This is a genomic window from Pseudomonas sp. CVAP#3, assembly GCF_018986375.1.
Taxonomy (GTDB): Bacteria; Pseudomonadota; Gammaproteobacteria; order Pseudomonadales; family Pseudomonadaceae; genus Aquipseudomonas; species Aquipseudomonas helvetica.
On record NZ_JAHMSC010000007.1, the window covers coordinates 113,395 to 130,177 of the forward strand.

14 protein-coding genes and 1 pseudogene are annotated in these 16,783 nt (G+C 55.3%); 5 read left to right on the forward strand and 10 right to left on the reverse strand.

Annotated features, from left to right (window positions below; genetic code table 11):
- Positions 1 to 11: 11 nt before the first annotated feature.
- The 3 genes from KRR23_RS14285 to KRR23_RS14295 all read right to left on the reverse strand — a co-directional run bounded on the left by KRR23_RS14285 (position 12) and on the right by KRR23_RS14295 (position 4,421).
- Positions 12 to 551, reverse strand: coding sequence for a TetR/AcrR family transcriptional regulator (locus tag KRR23_RS14285; RefSeq protein WP_216743013.1), 540 nt, complete (start codon positions 549 to 551; stop codon positions 12 to 14).
- A 515-nt stretch (positions 552 to 1,066) separates the two neighbouring features.
- The gene (locus tag KRR23_RS14290) at positions 1,067 to 2,437 is read right to left on the reverse strand and encodes an outer membrane protein transport protein (protein ID WP_367880650.1); all 1,371 of its coding nucleotides are present in this window, start codon (positions 2,435 to 2,437) and stop codon (positions 1,067 to 1,069) included.
- 340 nt (positions 2,438 to 2,777) lie between these two features.
- Entirely contained in the window at positions 2,778 to 4,421 is a 1,644-nt protein-coding gene (locus tag KRR23_RS14295; RefSeq protein WP_216743014.1) for a GMC family oxidoreductase, read from the reverse strand.
- Positions 4,422 to 4,606: 185 nt separating this feature from the next.
- Between KRR23_RS14295 and KRR23_RS14300 the strand changes: the two genes are divergently transcribed.
- From KRR23_RS14300 to KRR23_RS14315, 4 genes are read left to right on the forward strand one after another with little or no spacing between them, the layout of a single operon-like run.
- Positions 4,607 to 5,452, forward strand: a complete 846-nt coding sequence (locus KRR23_RS14300) for an alpha/beta fold hydrolase (protein WP_216743015.1) — start codon at positions 4,607 to 4,609, stop codon at positions 5,450 to 5,452.
- 35 nt (positions 5,453 to 5,487) lie between these two features.
- Complete coding sequence (locus tag KRR23_RS14305) at positions 5,488 to 5,886, forward strand: helicase (protein WP_216743016.1); 399 nt, start codon at positions 5,488 to 5,490, stop codon at positions 5,884 to 5,886.
- A gap of 20 nt (positions 5,887 to 5,906) precedes the next feature.
- Positions 5,907 to 6,620 (forward strand): helix-turn-helix domain-containing protein, encoded by a 714-nt coding sequence (locus KRR23_RS14310; protein WP_216743017.1) that lies wholly within the window; start codon positions 5,907 to 5,909, stop codon positions 6,618 to 6,620.
- Complete coding sequence (locus KRR23_RS14315) at positions 6,610 to 7,866, forward strand: NADH:flavin oxidoreductase/NADH oxidase family protein (protein WP_216743018.1); 1,257 nt, start codon at positions 6,610 to 6,612, stop codon at positions 7,864 to 7,866. The genes KRR23_RS14310 and KRR23_RS14315 overlap by 11 nt, the downstream gene beginning before the upstream one ends.
- A gap of 177 nt (positions 7,867 to 8,043) precedes the next feature.
- On the opposite strand, the gene KRR23_RS14320 is transcribed toward KRR23_RS14315, so the two are convergent.
- The 3 genes from KRR23_RS14320 to KRR23_RS14330 all read right to left on the reverse strand — a co-directional run bounded on the left by KRR23_RS14320 (position 8,044) and on the right by KRR23_RS14330 (position 11,460).
- Positions 8,044 to 9,246, reverse strand: coding sequence for an MFS transporter (locus KRR23_RS14320; protein ID WP_216743019.1), 1,203 nt, complete (start codon positions 9,244 to 9,246; stop codon positions 8,044 to 8,046).
- Between the two features lie 88 nt (positions 9,247 to 9,334).
- On the reverse strand, positions 9,335 to 10,357 hold the full coding sequence (locus KRR23_RS14325; RefSeq protein ID WP_216743020.1) for an alpha/beta hydrolase: 1,023 nt from the start codon (positions 10,355 to 10,357) through the stop codon (positions 9,335 to 9,337).
- A 53-nt stretch (positions 10,358 to 10,410) separates the two neighbouring features.
- Entirely contained in the window at positions 10,411 to 11,460 is a 1,050-nt protein-coding gene (locus tag KRR23_RS14330; protein ID WP_216743021.1) for an NAD(P)-dependent alcohol dehydrogenase, read from the reverse strand.
- A 165-nt stretch (positions 11,461 to 11,625) separates the two neighbouring features.
- Here KRR23_RS14330 and KRR23_RS14335 point away from each other — a divergent pair, with 165 nt between their 5' ends.
- Positions 11,626 to 12,576, forward strand: coding sequence for an AraC family transcriptional regulator (locus tag KRR23_RS14335; protein WP_216743022.1), 951 nt, complete (start codon positions 11,626 to 11,628; stop codon positions 12,574 to 12,576).
- A gap of 75 nt (positions 12,577 to 12,651) precedes the next feature.
- Here the strand turns inward: KRR23_RS14335 and KRR23_RS14340 are convergent.
- From KRR23_RS14340 to KRR23_RS14355, 4 genes and pseudogenes are all read right to left on the reverse strand, one after another.
- Positions 12,652 to 12,897: pseudogene (locus KRR23_RS14340) on the reverse strand (3-hydroxyisobutyrate dehydrogenase); the annotation flags it as partial.
- Positions 12,898 to 13,059: 162 nt separating this feature from the next.
- Entirely contained in the window at positions 13,060 to 14,052 is a 993-nt protein-coding gene (locus tag KRR23_RS14345) for a LacI family DNA-binding transcriptional regulator (RefSeq protein WP_216743024.1), read from the reverse strand.
- A gap of 75 nt (positions 14,053 to 14,127) precedes the next feature.
- A complete protein-coding gene (locus KRR23_RS14350) occupies positions 14,128 to 15,630 on the reverse strand; it encodes a sucrose-6-phosphate hydrolase (protein WP_216743025.1) in 1,503 nt (500 codons plus the stop codon).
- Positions 15,627 to 16,772: a sn-glycerol-3-phosphate ABC transporter ATP-binding protein UgpC gene (locus KRR23_RS14355; RefSeq protein WP_216743026.1), complete on the reverse strand. Its 1,146-nt coding sequence runs from the start codon at positions 16,770 to 16,772 to the stop codon at positions 15,627 to 15,629. The genes KRR23_RS14350 and KRR23_RS14355 overlap by 4 nt, the downstream gene beginning before the upstream one ends.
- Between the last annotated feature and the right edge of the window lie 11 nt (positions 16,773 to 16,783).

The window sequence follows — 16,783 nt, forward strand, 5'->3', positions numbered from 1 at the left end:
CTGGGCGCGAACTAAATGGCGAGTGACAGCTTACAGGAGTCCAGGATTTCGTCGGTTAATAGCGAATCATCTGGACAGGCACGCGACAGTACAATGGCTCCGACTGCTTGTGCCAACAATGAAACTGCCTTCGCACGGGCTTCCTTTTGCTCGTTAGCGGATAGCCCGGAACTCAAGCCTGATATTAGCTTCTCTATGCCAGTTTCAAATACGGACTTGATGTCTATATGTTGACGAGCAGCATCGCCACCGAGCGCAGCGATCGCGCACCCTTGACCGACTGAATCACGGTGAGCACGGGATACGTAGTAATTGATGAAGTCACTCGCATTGGCGTCAGCGGTCATTTGGGAAAGAGCGAACGACGTAGCTTCGATCATCAGTGTCGACTTTGAGCTGAATTGGTTGTAAAACCCTCCATGAGTGAGTCCGACCCCCGCCATCAATTCCTTAACCCCGATACCGTCATAGCCGCGCTCGCGGAACAGCACTGAAGCTGACTCAACAACGCGTACCCGATTTTTCCGCGCCTGTGCTTTGCTGGTTCTCATTTTCAGACCTCATTTGACTATCTTATTAATTAGTGAGTTGGGACAAGGATGACTAGAATCAAAACACTTGCCGTGTGGTGTTATTGCTATAATTTTTTGCTCTGGTCGAGTTTATGGGGCGCCTAGCCATTATCGACGGATTGAAAAATACTATTGAAAAAATGGTTTGCCGAGACAGTGTTATGACATGAGTGTCGAATCAGGAATTTTCCTTGTTTCGTCGGCTGGGGGTGACTTTGGTGTCTCGGCTATTGAGATGATCGCTTTTAGTACTGACTCTGATGTGCCTATTAGTAGATTTATGCCCTCATGGCGGTATGGGTTCCTTCTGTTTCTGAAGATTGTGGGGTTCAAGCCGAAAAATTTGGCATTGCATCATCAGGATTTTCCAGTCGAAGATATCTGAGTAGCTTAAGTGCTGGGGCGACCCATGTTCTTTTATAAGAAACGCGCAACGCCCTATTAGTCAGCAAGAATGACGATGGCATCATTCAAGAAACCACGCCAAAGGTACGTCAAAACCGATGTGTTAGCTGTGCTGCTATAATGTGTGCGCTATTGTTGTATTTAGCGCTAAACCCTGGTTGTAAACCATTTGTATCGGATTGATTAACAGATGTAGTTGACTCCCATAGATAGGTATAGGCTACATCTATAGTCAGATCAGAGTTAGGTGAGTAAGCGGCACCAAAAGCCAAGGCTTTTCGGTTTCCTACTGGAAGTCGCACGCTTCGGTCGGAGTTGCGGGCTGGCGAAGGATCAGAAGCCAAGCCACTGCGAAGTAGCCACTGCGAAGAGAGTTGGTACGAGACGCCAATAGCTGTCGACACAGTATTATGAAGTTTAAAGTCGTCTCCAACGGAACCGAATCCTAACTGTTGGCCTAGGGAGGGTAATCCACTATTAATCGCTTCAATCCTCTGGATTCGACTCCACCGAGTCCAAATAGCACCTGCGTAACCAGTCCAGCGCTCATCAAAGCGATGGGTGAACGATGTATCCACTGACTCTGGTAGGGTCACATCCATCTTGTTGTTGTATTTTCCATCGAGGCCAAGTGCGCCGGGACTGTCGCTTATTTTAGTGTGGCCATCAGCATGGAAGTCAAGTTTTGAGTGGTAAGTTAATCCCCATGTGGTTGATTCGTTCATGTCAACCATCAGGCCAAAGTTATAGCCAACGGCAGTACCATTGCTTTTTACAGTAAGCTGCGTGTCCTTTCCATCATTCAAAGCTCCTGTGGCTAAATAGGACTGGATGTTGTTCTCAATACGATTGAATGTGGTGCCAATGCCAATGGCTACTTGATCGCTTAAGCGGTACGAGACAGCAGGGTGCAATGTTTTAACCTGAACCTTGCTGTAGGAGCCATGGTAGCGACCTTGGAAGGAACTCTCATAATCATTAACGAGGCCGTATGACGCATACAGACCAATGCCAGCGGTAAAGCGATCGTCGATTGGCGAGGAGAAGTACCCAAAAGGAATAGCTGTAAGAGGTACGGAGTTGCCGTCAGTGGTACCTGGGGCAGAACTTCTTGCATCGCTTATGTTAACTTTTGCGTCAATTAATGCCAGTCCACCGCTTACCTCTATTTTTTTGATTTTACTTAAACCCGCTGGGTTACCATACACGGTGCTTGCGTCTATTGCTGACGAGGAGCGGCCAGCATAAGCAGTCCCCGCAGCACTAGCGCTTTGTTCGTTGAGCGCAAGTCCATTTGCCCATGAAACAGATGGGGTCCCTAGTGTTAGTGTTAGAATCGCCCCGAATAACATTGAACTACGCGGGGTAAAGTGTGAGTTTATTTTAAGTTTGGATTGGGCGTTAGGGCAGGGATGAGGTGTCACGCCAGCTGATGGTTCAACAGTTTTTTTTGTATTCATTGGATGACCCATTTTTGTTTTTAAGCTTAGGCAATGGTGCCGTTTCCCGTTAAGGATGGCAGTTCTTTAATATGAACAATCTGGTTCTGTATTGATGTGGTTTTTTATCGATTTAAAGTTCTCTTACGGCTTCTTTAAATGGTTCTGTAGAAGGCATAATTCGCGTCGTCCTGTATGACTTTTGGATATGGATAGTTGTACCCCTAGCACAACCAGCGCAAACGCAGTCGCTAATCGGCCTCTGCAATTCGAGACGTTTACCGAGTCTTGGTCGCCGTATCCACGTGGCGCAACGGTTATATTCTTGTTACCGAGGCGCGTTCGCCCGTAAAGCAACCCGTTATTCCAACTGGGTCATCGCAATCCGAGTTTCGACTTGAGATTTCCCTTTCACTGGTATGTGCGACATCGCGTGTTCCGCTAGTGCAGTGATCGTCAGACTTGGGTTCACGCCAAGGTTGGCACTGAGCATTGATCCGTCGCAGATCAGCAGGTTGCGATATCCAAACACTCTATTTTGCGCGTCCATGACACCATGGCCGTCGGATTCCGCCATGGCGCAACCGCCCATGCAATGCGCGGTTGTTGGAATGTTGAACAGGATTTCGCTGAGGAAGGTGGTCGCTATACCACCTAGTGCCTTGGCACCCTTCTCGACGAAGGCATTCGCTTGCGGGATGAACGTAGGAATTGGGCCACCTTCTGTCACTAGACGGCTTCCTAACGGCCAGTACCAGCGACGTTTAAGACGCATATTGATATGAGCATCGACCGTTTGCATCACAAGCAACAACATGTTTTCCCGTGCAAAGCCTCTGGGGTTGTGTACCCGTAGGGCCTGCATCGGGTGCCTGAGTAATGTCAGTATCCAAGTACCAATTCGCCTCCAGCCAGGGCGCCCACCGCTCATCAGCGTCATCAGCAGCCCTATGGCATCTGACCCTTCCGGATAGCGTACGACACCTATATGAGTGTGCTCGTCCAAGTAGATACTGGCCCCGCCCGCCAAGCCTGGCGACATACTTTTATCTGTGGAAGGGAAGCGGACGCCGATAAGTGACTCGGCATTGGTGCGTATCCGTTTACCCAGATCCTGACTGATACGAGGCAGAGAGCCTTTCTCCCTGAGCTGGAACAGCAACTCCATCGTCCCTAACGAGGATGCCGCGAACACCACGCCTCGGGCGCGGAAGACCCGCTTATTCTTGCTGAACCAGGAAGTCGAACATTGCGTGTGGATCTCGTAGCCATCGCTGCCGTCCACCTTGCCATTCAACGGTCGGACGTCTACGACTTGAGTTTCCGCAAAGACTTGAGCTCCGTTCTTCTCAGCCAAAAACAGGTAGTTCTTGTCGAGTGTGTTCTTGGCATTGTGCCGGCAGCCCATCATGCAGCCGCCGCAGCCCACGCAACTTCCTCGCTCAGGGCCTTCACCGCCGAAGTACGGATCGGGATAGGTTTTGCCCGCGACCTCGCCCTCTGGAGCGAAGAAGGTACCAACATTGGGTGTGTGAAAGGTGTGGGCGACGCCATTTAGCTCCGCCATCCTTTTAAGACGCAAATCCGCTTCTCCCAGGATTTTGCTCTCAGTCACTCCCAGCATTCTCTCGGCCTCAGCATAGTGCCTTGGCATGATGCTCTTCCAATCTGCCAGACCTGCCCATGAGCCCTCGTCCCAAACCTTATCCGAAGGCCTGAGCAGTGCGTTGGCGTAAGTGATGGAGCCTCCGCCGACCGCATTGCCGCTTGCGACGACCACGTGTCGAAACATCCGCATGCTGTAGAAGCCGAACATTTTCAGCGCAGGCATCCACATCCATCTACGCAGATCCCAGTTGCTTTTCGGAAAGTCCTCGGCACGCCAACGGCGCCCCATTTCCATCACGCCAACACGGTAGCCCTTCTCCGTCAGCCGGTGCGCCGAAACGCTGCCGCCGAAGCCCGAGCCTATGACGACGAAGTCAAAGTCGAAAGCCAGTTCCACGTTACGCTCCCATTTTTATTTTTTTTGGAGAGGCCATGGCCTGCAAAAGCAGAGCAAGGCCCAGTCACGAATTAACTATACGATTCGTATTTCATTAATGCTATATTTTTTGTATAGTAAATGCCGGCGGTCACAGGCTAGAATTGCTCCAGCCTCAGAATCCGAAACCGCTCTTGAGGAAAGACATGACCGATACGCATCAGACTGCCAAAACCCGCTTCATCGAGATCGATGGCGACCGCTTTGCCTATCGCAGGTGGGGAAACACGGCCACCGAACAGCCGCCGCTGCTGATGCTTCAGCACTTTCGCGGTGGCATGGATCATTGGGATCCGCTGATGACCGACGGCTTGGCCCAGGGCCGGGAAGTGATCCTCTTTAATGGTCGTGGCGTGGCCTCGTCCTCCGGCCAGCCACGTCGTCGCATTGAAGACATGGCTGATGATGCCGCCGCCTTCGTAGGTGTCTTGGGCCTGGAGAAAATCGATGTATTGGGCTTCTCACTTGGCGGCTTCCAGGCGTTGGATCTGACATGGCGACATCCCGCTCTTATTCGTAAGCTGATGCTATTGGGTACAGGCCCGCGTGGAGGCAACCCGGACATGGAACCTAAGGTACTGACGGCCGCGCCGCGTCCAGTTCCGACCTACGAAGACTTTGAGTACCTGTTTTTTGGCCGTTCCGAGGTGGCAAAGCGAGCTGCAAGCGAATTCTGGCAGCGCCGGCATCAGCGCGAGGATCAGGATCCGCCTACTTCGCAGGAAGTTGCATCAGCGCAGATCGAGGCAAACATGCTGTATCTGCCGAGGGTTTCCGAAAGCGATCCGTTTGCCTACTTACGTCAAATCAAGCAACCGACGTTTATCCTTAATGGCGTGAACGACGTAATGATTCCGACCATCAACTCGTTCTACATGGCGCGCAATCTGCCGAACGCGCAGTTATTTATTTATCCGGATGCCGGGCACGGCGCGCAGTTCCAGTACCCGGAGCGCTTTCTCTATCACGCCGCTAGGTTTCTCAGCGAGTAACGTCAAACCCGATCCACCGACTCAAGGTTGTCACCATGATCAAGTTCAAATTTCTATTGTGGATGTTCACCCAACTGCTGAAACGGCAGGTCAGAATAAACCCCAATTGCGCCCGCTACATCGAAGGCGAGGATCTTGTGTTCCAGATCCGTACCGATGCTGGTATCGGCCGCTATTTCGTCATCCGAAACGGCGCCATCCGCTCCGTTGCCGGCCTGGCAGACAATCCGCGCTTCACTTTGAAATTTAAAGACGCCAATAAGGGTTTTGCAATTCTCTCGGCCAAGGACAGCCAGGCAGCGTTCCTTAGGGGGCTGGGTAACGAGGAGTTGGTTATCAGCGGTGATTTCCTCAAGGTAATGTTTTTCCAGGGGCTGACTGCTTACCTGCAGCCACCCACAGTGGTCGCTCCCTATGACCGCACTGCGTTTTAACGACGATGGCGCCTGACAAAATGCTAAACAAGACCTATGGACAGCTTTGTCCGATTGCCAGAAGCCTCGATGTGCTAGGCGAGCGCTGGACGCTATTGGTGCTCCGCGAACTGCTATTGGGCCCAAAGCGGTTCAAAGAGCTGTTGGCGGTATTGCCGGCAATGGGGACTAACCGGTTGTCCGCACGCCTGAAGGTGCTGGTAGACAACGGAATCGCCAAGCCTGCTACAGCGCCAATGGCCGCCTACGAACTAACGGAGTTGGGGGAGCAGTTGCGTAAACCACTGCTCGCGCTAGGACTCTGGGGGCTGAGCTTGCCAGTGGACGAACGCATCGATCCCGCGACTGCACGCGCTGAACTCATAGCCCTCAGCCTCACGGGCATTGGCCGCTCCGGTGCAAGCACTGGATTACGCGCCACATACGAGTTTCACGTGGGCGAGGAAGTCTTCCATATACGCGTGGATGACAGCGAGATACTCGCGCGCTCAGGTTCTGCCCCAGCGGCCGATGTGGTCATCCACTGCGATCTGAATACCTTCATGGCGCTGGCCCTACGACAAATTTCGCCGGCAGACGCGTTGCGCGAAGGTCGGGCTCATCTACCGCACACACAGCTCGAAACCTTCGAGCAACTGTTTCAAGTGCTCGAATTCAATCCGGAAAACTTACCGGACACATTGCTTGCTGCTCTTCCTCATTCCAGCCTTGTAGGAACACCAGATGAAAGCTGAAACAAACCTGCTGAACCGATCCCTGCAACTGCCCAACGGAAGCGTGCTGCGCAATCGACTGGCCAAGGCATCGATGAGCGAGACGCTGGGCAGTTACGATAACCGTCCCACCCTAGGGCTGGTCGAGCTGTACCGTCGCTGGGCAGCTTCCGGTCTGGGACTTATCATTACGGGGAATGTGATGATTGACCGTCGCGCCCTTGGCGAACCGGGCAATGTCGTAATTGAGGACGAGAAAGATCTGCCGGTACTGCGACAGTGGGCGAAGGTTGCTACCGACCAGGGGGCGGCGATCTGGGCGCAACTCAACCACCCTGGCAAACAATCGACAAAGGGGCTGAACGCCAGCAACCTTGCTCCATCGGCTGTTCCGTTCCGAGAGGATATGGCTGCCTTTTTCGAAACCCCACGTGAAGCCACTGCTGCCGAGATCCAAGACATCATCGAGCGCTTCGGGCGCAGTGCCGCCATCTGCAAAAAAGCTGGTTTCAGTGGCGTGGAAATCCACGGAGCACACGGCTACCTAATCAATCAGTTCCTCTCACCCCATCACAATCGGCGCGAAGACGAATGGGGTGGCACACCGGAGAAGCGTCGCCGTTTTGTGCTGGCCGTCTACACCGAAATTCGACGTCAAGTCGGAGCGGACTTCCCGGTGGGGATTAAACTCAACTCCGCTGACTTCCAGCGCGGAGGCTTCACTGAAGAGGAGTCGATGGAAACTATCCGCGCACTGATCGACGCTGGCATCGATCTAATCGAGATATCCGGCGGCACCTACGAGGCTCCAGCCATGAGTGGTGCGATGCATGAGCCGAAAAAAGGCTCTACCGTAGCACGCGAAGCCTACTTCTTAGAGTTCGCCGCGAAGGTTCGAGCTAACGTGCAAGTGCCCTTGATGGTCACAGGCGGTTTTCGCACTGCGGCAGGTATGAACGAGGCACTGCGATCTGGATCGCTAGATGTGGTCGGTCTGGCACGATTGTTGGCCATTGATCCGGATGCCCCAGCGGCATTGCTGAAGGGGAGCGACAGCAATCAACAGGTGCGACCAATCAATACCGGCATCAAGGCCGTGGATCGCATGGGGATTATGGAAATCCTCTGGTACACCGGACAACTCAAACGCATTGCCAAAGGTGGCGAACCTCGCCCCAACGAAAGTGGATTCTGGGCGTTCCTTAAAGCTGCGTTCGGCAGCGGGTGGGGGGCATTCCGCACTCGCCGCTTGCGGGCCCGCTCCTGATACCGGCATCCGAAGGTGTAGCGTGGAGCTCTATCATGCAAAGCTGATGCACGGGTTACAGCCTTACTCCGGATGGTGGCCAAATCATCGACTGCGCACGCTGACAGTTACGTCCAATTTCCGAGCGTATTCTCCACCGAAACCGCAAGACATGCCTTGGCGTGTCTTGCGGTTATTTTAAGCAATGCTTACCGATGCAACAGGCTCCCGCGATGCTGCGCGTGCAGCCAGGAAGGCAAGAACGGCCGCCACGCCTAGCAACGTTGCGCTCAATTCGAAGGTCGCTTGATAGCCGCTCGCGTCAAAGACCAGCCCGCCAACGGTTGCACCAGACGCAATAGCGAGTTGGACGATCGCCACCATTAAACCGCCTCCCGCTTCAGCAGCGTCTGGCAACGTTCTCGCCAGCCATGTCCACCATCCCACGGGCGCTGCAGTCGCAACGAGTCCCCATAGGCCAAGCAAGACAGTCGTGGTGGCCGCCGAGCTACCGAATGAAACAAGCGCCAGTGCAATCACCGCCATCAAGATCGGGATGACGATGAGCGTTCGATGCAGGCCATTTTTCAAGAACGCTTCAATCAGGAAGGTTCCTGCGAGGCCCGCAAGGCCCAGGACGAGCAACATCAACGACAGCATGGAAACACTGACGTGCGTGACCGTTTCAAGAAACGGGCGCAAATAGGTAAACAGCATGAACTGGCCCATGAAAAACACGCTGACCGCCACCATGCCTAACGCCACCGGCGTACTTTTCATCAACTTGAAGACGTTGCCAGTGCCTGAACCGCTTTGCGATTTCATCGATGGAAGGCTTAACAACAACCATACACAAGCGACTATCGCAACCGGGATGACGCACAAGAATGCACCGCGCCAGCCAATCAGGGCACCGAGAAAACTACCCAATGGCGCTGCAATAACCGTCGCCAAAGCGTTGCCACCGTTGACGATTGCCATTGCACGAGTGATCTGGTCATCGGGCACCAGGCGCATGGCGGTTGCCGCCGACAATGACCAGAAGCCACCTATCGCAACACCGATCAGCGCGCGGCCGATCATGAACACCCAGTAGTTCGGGGCGAACGCGACAACTGTCCCAGAAAGGATCATAAGCAGTGTCAGTGAAAGGAGCAGCGGTTTGCGGTCGACCCGCGCAGCCACCGATGCGATCAGAAGACTGGTGAACAAGGCAAACAGTCCCGACACGGAAATTCCCTGACCGGCTTGCCCTTCGGTGATATGCAGATCGACGGCAATTGGTGTCAGCAGGCTGACGGGCATGAACTCAGATGCCACCAGTGCGAACGCAGCAAGTGACATGGCCAGGACAGCGCCCCATGAATGTGGAGCTTCACGGGAGGTGGGAAGATGGGTCATTGAATAAATCCTGTATTGCGTGAAGCGTCGCGACTCCAGAAGCGAAGCCGCGAGAGAGGAGCGGTTCCCGTGTGGGTCGCCGATCCGATTACTTCAGATGACTGTTGAAGAACGTGGTCAACTTGGCGAAGGGAATCAAATTGACCCGATCGTAAAGATCCACATGCCCGGCATCTGGAACGATCAGTAACTCTTTGGGTTCGGCCGCCCGTTTGTAGGCGTCCTCGCTGAACTCCCGTGAGTGCGCCGTGGCGCCCGTAATGAAAAGCAGTGGGCGCGGGGAGATGGTCTCGATGTCGTTGAACGGGTAGAAGTTCATGAACTTCACATTGCTGGTCAGCGTCGGCATGGTAGTGGTTTGCGGCGATGCGCCAGCGGGGGTGACCTGGCCGCGCGCAGTGCGGTAGAAATCATAGAACTCGTCACCCACAGCGTTGCCGGTCAGCTTTAGTGGTGAGCCGCTGGTATAGCGAACTTCGCCGCCCCAGAATTCCGCGTTACGCTGCTGCGCCGCATCGCGAATGATTTGCTGGCGTTGTTCCAACGTGACTGAGTGCTTGAGACCGTTACGGTTGGCCGCCCCCATGTCATACATGCTGACCGTGGCGATGGCTTTCAGACGTGGATCGATCTTGGCGGCGCTGATGGCGAAGCTGCCACTGCCGCAGATACCGATGACGCCGATACGCTCTCGATCGACAATTGGGCGAGTGCCGAGATAGTCCACGGCGGCACTAAAGTCCTCGGCGTAAATATCAGGCGAAACTGCTTGGCGAGGCGTACCTTCGCTTTCACCCCAGAACGACAAGTCCAGTGACAGCGTGACAAATCCCTGCTCGGCCATTTTAGTGGCGTAAAGATTCGCACTCTGTTCCTTTACTGCACCCATAGGGTGACCGACGATTATTGCTGCACTCTTTGATTGCGGTTCGAGTCCTTTGAGGGTGAACAGGTTACCTGTCACCTTCATGCCATATTGGTTCTTGAAGTTAACCTTTTCGACGATCACTTTATCGCTGGTGTAGAAGTTGTCTGCGCCGTTCGACATGTTGGCTCCCATTGAAGAAAAAGAGATAACAAGCAGCCCTAGGGCTAGCAAAATTCCTTTCACTGGATATTCCTTTCGATTGAATGGTTGTTCACTGGAGTTTTTGACTCAGGCGTTTAGTCAGCCAACGTGGCGTTGTCGATCACGAAGCGATACTTGGCGTCACCCTTGAGCATTCGCTCGTAGGATTCATTTATCTGGTCTGCTCGAACCAGTTCGATATCGGAGACGATGCCGTGCTCGGCGCAGAAATCGAGCATCTCCTGTGTTTCGGGGATGCCACCAATCATCGAGCCGGCAATTGTTCGGCGTTTCATGATCAGGTTGAATACGTTCGGCGATGGATGTGGCGAGGCGGGCGCGCCGACCAGAGTCAGTGCCCCATCACGCTTGAGCAGCACCAGAAACGCATCAAGATCGTGGGGGGCTGCGACGGTGTTGAGAATGAAGTCGAAGCTCTTGGTATGAGCAGCCATTTCATCAGCGTTGCGCGATACGACGACCTCATGGGCGCCTAACTCCTTTGCCGCCTCACGCTTGGATTCAGAGGTGGTGAACGCCACAACGTAGGCACCCATCGCATGAGCCAGCTTGATGCCCATGTGGCCCAGGCCACCGATGCCGACCACGCCGATCTTCTTGCCCGGCCCGGCGTTCCAGTGACGCAGAGGAGAGTAGGTGGTGATACCAGCGCACAGCAGCGGTGCGACGGCAGCCAGTTGCGCCTCGGGATGGCGGATTCGCAACACGTAGCGTTCATGCACCACGATGTTTTGCGAGTAACCGCCCAGAGTCCAGCCGGGTGCGTCCGGGGTCGGGAAGTTGTAGGTACCGACCATCTCATCGCAGTAGTTTTCCAGGCCAGTGTCACAGTCGTCACAGTGTTTGCAGCTATCGACGATGCAGCCCACACCGACCAGGTCGCCGACTTTGAAATCCGTAACATGCGCGCCCACTGCCGATACACGACCGACAATTTCGTGGCCCGGTACGCAGGGAAACTGCGTTCCTGCCCATTCGGCGCGCACTTGATGCAAATCCGAATGGCAGATGCCACAGAAGGCGATATCGATCTGAACATCATGGGCTGCCGGCTCGCGGCGGCTGATATGTAACGGCTCAAGGGGTTTGTCGCCCGCGTGAGCACCATAGGCTTTGACAAGCATAGGAGCATCCTCGATGGGTTTGTCGGATGAACATTCTCCCGCTCTACCCAGACCCTCTGTAGTGCATTCCGCTGAATTACTTGCCTGATTCTATGAGTCTCTGTTTTTTTGCAGGACGGTCGAGAGCTGGCGAGTTAGAGTTCAGTGAAGAGGTACAAGACGAATATGACGAACAAACCCGACACCGCTCCTCAACAGTTATCGCCACAAGAAGCGCTTGCGCAGATCATCGGCGCGCAGATCTCGAAACCAGGTGATTACGGAACGCCCATTGCAGGCCTCGGCTTCTTCAGGCGCGAACATCCAGCGCCGCCCATCGTCTGCATGGTTGAACCAAGCATCATTCTCGTCGCCCGGGGTGAGAAGCAGCTCTGGGTGGGTGGCGAGGGCTACCCGTATGACACGTCGCGATTTCTGATCACCTCATTGGACTTGCCTGCCAATTCAGAAGTGCTAGCGGCAAGCCCGGAACAGCCATGCCTGGGGCTGACGTTGAAACTCGATCTGCGCATGCTGGCTGAGCTGATAGCGCAAAGTGAACTGCCGCCAACCCGTGATCGATCAGTGTCCAAGGGGGTAGGGATTGGTTCAGTGACCCCAGCAATACTGGCGTCATTCGAGCGCTTGCTGGCACTGCTCGATGAGCCGGAGTCCATCCCTGTTCTCGCCCCCTTGATCCAGCGTGAGATTCACTACCGTCTCTTGCAGAGTGATCAGGCGAGCCGGCTTCGGCAAATAACATCCGTCGATGGCCAGGGTTATCGGATCGCCAAAGCCATCGATTGGCTGAAGCTGAATTACACCTCGGCGCTTCGCGTCGATGAACTGGCGTCCCGAGTGCAGATGAGCACTCCGACCTTTCACCACCACTTCCGCCAACTCACCGCAATGAGCCCCTTGCAGTACCAGAAATGGCTGCGACTGAACGAGGCAAGGCGATTGATGCTCAATGAACACCAGGACGTATCCAGTGCGGCTTTCAAGGTCGGATATGAAAGCCCGTCCCAGTTCAGTCGTGAATACAGCCGTCTGTTTGGCGTACCCCCCAAGAGGGATATTGCGGTGTTGCGAGGGCAGGGGGGTAGCAACATAAATACGCGAATGAGCGGCGCTTGAACGGTAAGAGTGTTAGTTGGGAATCTGTCGACTGGCCGCTTTTGGCTATGGCTATTTGCAAACCTGGCTTTGACCTTATAGCGAAGGTTTAGCGGTAACGGCGCGATTCTTTTCCACGATTTTCGCATGGGTACGTGGAGCTTCGGCGGACATGAAGGCTTTCATCAGAACATCGCGATTATGCGGTGCGCGCGCCTTGTCGGCCGCATCGAGAGCCGGTTTCAGTTCGTCGCCCGTAAGCTCGGTGCAGTAAGCCGGTGTGCCGGGCTGCTGGCACCAGGAGTCGATCAGAGCCCCTGCGTCCAATGCGTCGAAACCGGTAATCAAAGTGGGTTGGCAGTCGAAAGCTTTTGCAAACATGGGTTCCGTTCCATAGCCATCGAAGCTGCCCGCGTCCTAGTGGCGGTGAAACACCCCAGGTACGCGACAGGCTGGTGGCAAATCGAAAGCAAGCGGGCGTGCAATCACCGAATTAACTAATTCTTATAGTGATGCTCTAACCACCAATGGACAGTCAACTGGCTGGGCTCCCGATACCTCAAGGGTCTCGATCAGGTGCCGGGCAGCCCTGCGACCGATCTCGTAGTACGGCAGTTGTACCGTTGTCAGCGGTGGGATGAACAGTTCAGCGATACCGATCATATTGTCATAGCCGAGCACGGCGACATCATTGGGGATTTTCAGCCCGCGGCCCAACAACACCTGATAGGCACAAAAAGCAATACGGTCGTTTCCACAGATCAGAATGTCGAATTGGGGACGACTATCAATGATGTGTCGGTCGATGATGGCTACGGTTTCACCATAGGTGTCATGATCGGAAAGGTCATATTGCAGGAGTGCGTCAGGCAACAGCCCGAATTCCTGACAGGCACGCTGTATGCCTCTTTGTCGCAGACCCCAGGCCACGCTCTGTTTTGGAAGATTGATAAACAGAGGGCGCCGATAGCCTTGACTCAATGCGTGATGTACGGCTCGATACTGCCCCATTTCGTCGTCGGGCACATAACTGACCAGGCGACTGTCATCCGTCAGGCAATTGGCGAGTACCAGCGGGTTGCTCTTCAATCGCTCGGGAATGCACACCTGGCGCAACCCCATGGCGCTGAAGATCAACCCGTCGGGACGGTGCGATAACATCAGGTCGATGTTCTGGTCGGTGGGCGGGTTGCTTAACAGGTTGAGGATAAATACATTCCAGCCTGCTTGCTGCGCGGTCTGTTCGATGGACAGTAGCAGCTCGACGGCGAACGGTGTTGTCGCGGTGTCCAACGCGAACACACCGATGGTTCGAGTCTGGAGGTTGTCCCCGCGAATCCTTCGCGCCGATAGGCTCGGCACGAATTGCAATTCGTCAATGGCGCGACGCACCCGTTGATAGGTTTCGGGACTCAATTTTTCCGGATTATTGAGCGCTCGAGAAACCGTCATCAGGGACACGCCGGCTAGCTGTGCAACGTCTTTCACTGAAGTCATGCGAGGCGAAACCGGTCAGGTTGAGGCAGAATCATGACACATGGCCTGCGCTTCTCGCGACTCGAATGACGCTGCTCATAGCCATCCCGAGGCGAGTGGCCACGCTCTTGGAATGGAGACACGCCCACCACTCCCGCTTGCAAGGAGCTTCACACCCAGACTGCCGGGCTGTGGGTAGAGGCGACTGCTGAGGCTGAAGCGCCCGTTTTCGTCGAACACCTCAATGGACGAGCGATCGAGGAACACACGCAGTACCAGTCGTTCTTGTGTCGGGTCTATCGACACGCTGCGCTGACCTGTGACTTGCGCACCCGAGCGGCTGCGGTCAAGAACCAGACGCTGCAATGCCGCATCGTAGTAGAGCAGGGTTTGTTCATGGCCATCGTCGCTACAGCGCAAGGCGATTCCCAAGTGCCCGTCGGTGCAGCCGAGCAAATCCAGGTGCACATGGATTTCGAGCATATCGCCATTCACTTCCGGCACCCACCGGGTTCCTGACTCATCCCACCATGGCGTGCCCGGCAATGGCGCCTGGCGCAGAGCGGTGAGCTCCCGTGCCGGATACACGCACAGGCGATCTGCGCACAGTTCAAGTTCGCGTGGCAATCCGAGCATGCCGCACCAGTGATGGGCCTGGCTTGGCATCGGGCTTTCCCACATGTCGAGCCACGCCCACACAAGGCGCCGACCATCGGCGGCCAGGAGCGTTTGCGCTGCATAGAAATCGTGGCCGTTATCCAGCTCGATAAAAGGCCCGCCAGTGAAGTGCCATTCGCTGTCGAGTCGACCCACTCGGTAACCAGTCTGGTACTTGTTGAGCCGTTCGTAACCGTGGGGTTGCATGCCTTGGGGGGAGTACAGCAGTACATCGCGTCCGTTCAGTCGAAACAGATCCGGGCATTCCCACATATAGCCATCGCCCTCGCTGCCGCTGGACACGTAGTCGAGGAACTCCCAGACGTGCAGATCCGTGGAACGGTACAGCGGGAGCAGCGGTATATCGCCCAGACGTGCGCCGGCAATCAGGTACCAACAGTCATCCTCCTTCCATACCTTGGGGTCACGAAAGTGCATGATAGTGTCTTGCGGCGCGGTCTCGATGACTGCGCCATGCTTGACGAAGCGGATGCCATCGATACTGGTGGCCAGGCACTGGACTTGACGGATCGAGCGTTCGTCACCCGCTTCCCCCAGCCAGGTATGCCCGGTGTAGATCAGTGCCAGGGTATCTCCACACACCACCGCGCTACCGGAAAAACAACCGTCACGGTCGAAGTCATCGCCGGGTGCTAGCGCAATGGGCAGGTGCTGCCAATGAACCAGATCGGCACTCTTGGCGTGCCCCCAATACATAGGGCCCCATTTCGCTTCGAAGGGGTAATGTTGATAGAAAACGTGATATTCGCCACGAAAGTACACTACCCCGTTAGGGTCGTTCATCCAGCCTGCCGGTGGAGCAATATGATAGCCGGGTCGATAATCGTGGATGACGCGAGACACGCCGTCACTCAGTGCACGGTGCGCAAGGTCAAGGGAAGAAGACATTGGGTCGCTCATGGTATTCAAAGACAAGGTCATAGGGCGCGTGCTCGGACTGAGCGCAGAGGGACGTCATTCGGCAGGTTTTCAATGGCTTGTGGGTGGCGCTTCAAGGCCGTGCCGTCGGCGTCGAACAGGTGCAGGTTGTCGATGTCCAGCAGCAGTTCGACCCGATCGCCCGCCTGCCATCCGGCGTTGACCTCACAACGACAGATCAGTGGCTCGTCCTGACCTGTTTCGAGGTGCACATAGGTTTCGCTACCCAGGTATTCGACCCCGGTCACGACGATGCCGACGGCTCCCTCAGCCGCTTTGAGCGAAATGTGCTCCGGGCGAATCCCCAGGCTCAGCTGCGTGTCCGCCGTCAGGTTCGAGCTGTCGACGGGCAGGGAGGTCATACCCAAAACGGGGGTGTCGACCAGGCTGGTTTCGCCTGGGGCATGCAGGCGCGCCGCCAGAAAGTTCATTCTGGGCGAGCCCAGAAAGCCGGCGACAAAGCGGCTGGCCGGGCGTTCATAGAGTTCGCGCGGTGAACCGACCTGCTCTACGCGACCGCCATTGAGCACGACAATTTTGTCGGCCAGGGTCATCGCTTCCACCTGATCGTGGGTGACGTAGATCATGGTCGAGCCCAGTCGGGCATGCAGACGGGCGATTTCGTTGCGCATCTGCACTCGCAAGGATGCATCCAGGTTGGAGAGCGGTTCATCGAACAACAAAATGTCCGGTTCCCGCGCCATGGCTCTGCCCATGGCCACACGCTGACGCTGGCCTCCAGACAGTTCCTTTGGCTTGCGTTGCAGCAGTTTGTCCAATTGCAGGATCTGCGCAGTTTTCAGCACACGCTCGCGCAAGCTGCTCTTTTCAGTCTTGGCCAGTTTGAGACCAAAACTGATGTTGTCGTAGACGCTCATGTGCGGGTACAGCGCATAAGACTGAAACACCATGCCGACGCCACGCTCGCGCGGTTCCAGGTCGTTGACCCGTCGCCCGTCGATCAGCAGGTCGCCGGCGCAGATCGAATCCAGTCCGGCGATCAGTCGCAGCAGGGTCGACTTTCCGCAGCCCGAAGGGCCAACGAACACCACGAATTCACCCGCAGCGATCTCCAGGCTGACGTCGCGAAGAATCCGCACGCCGCCCAATTGTTTGTTCACGTTGTCTAGCTTCAATTTGATCACGATGCTGTTCC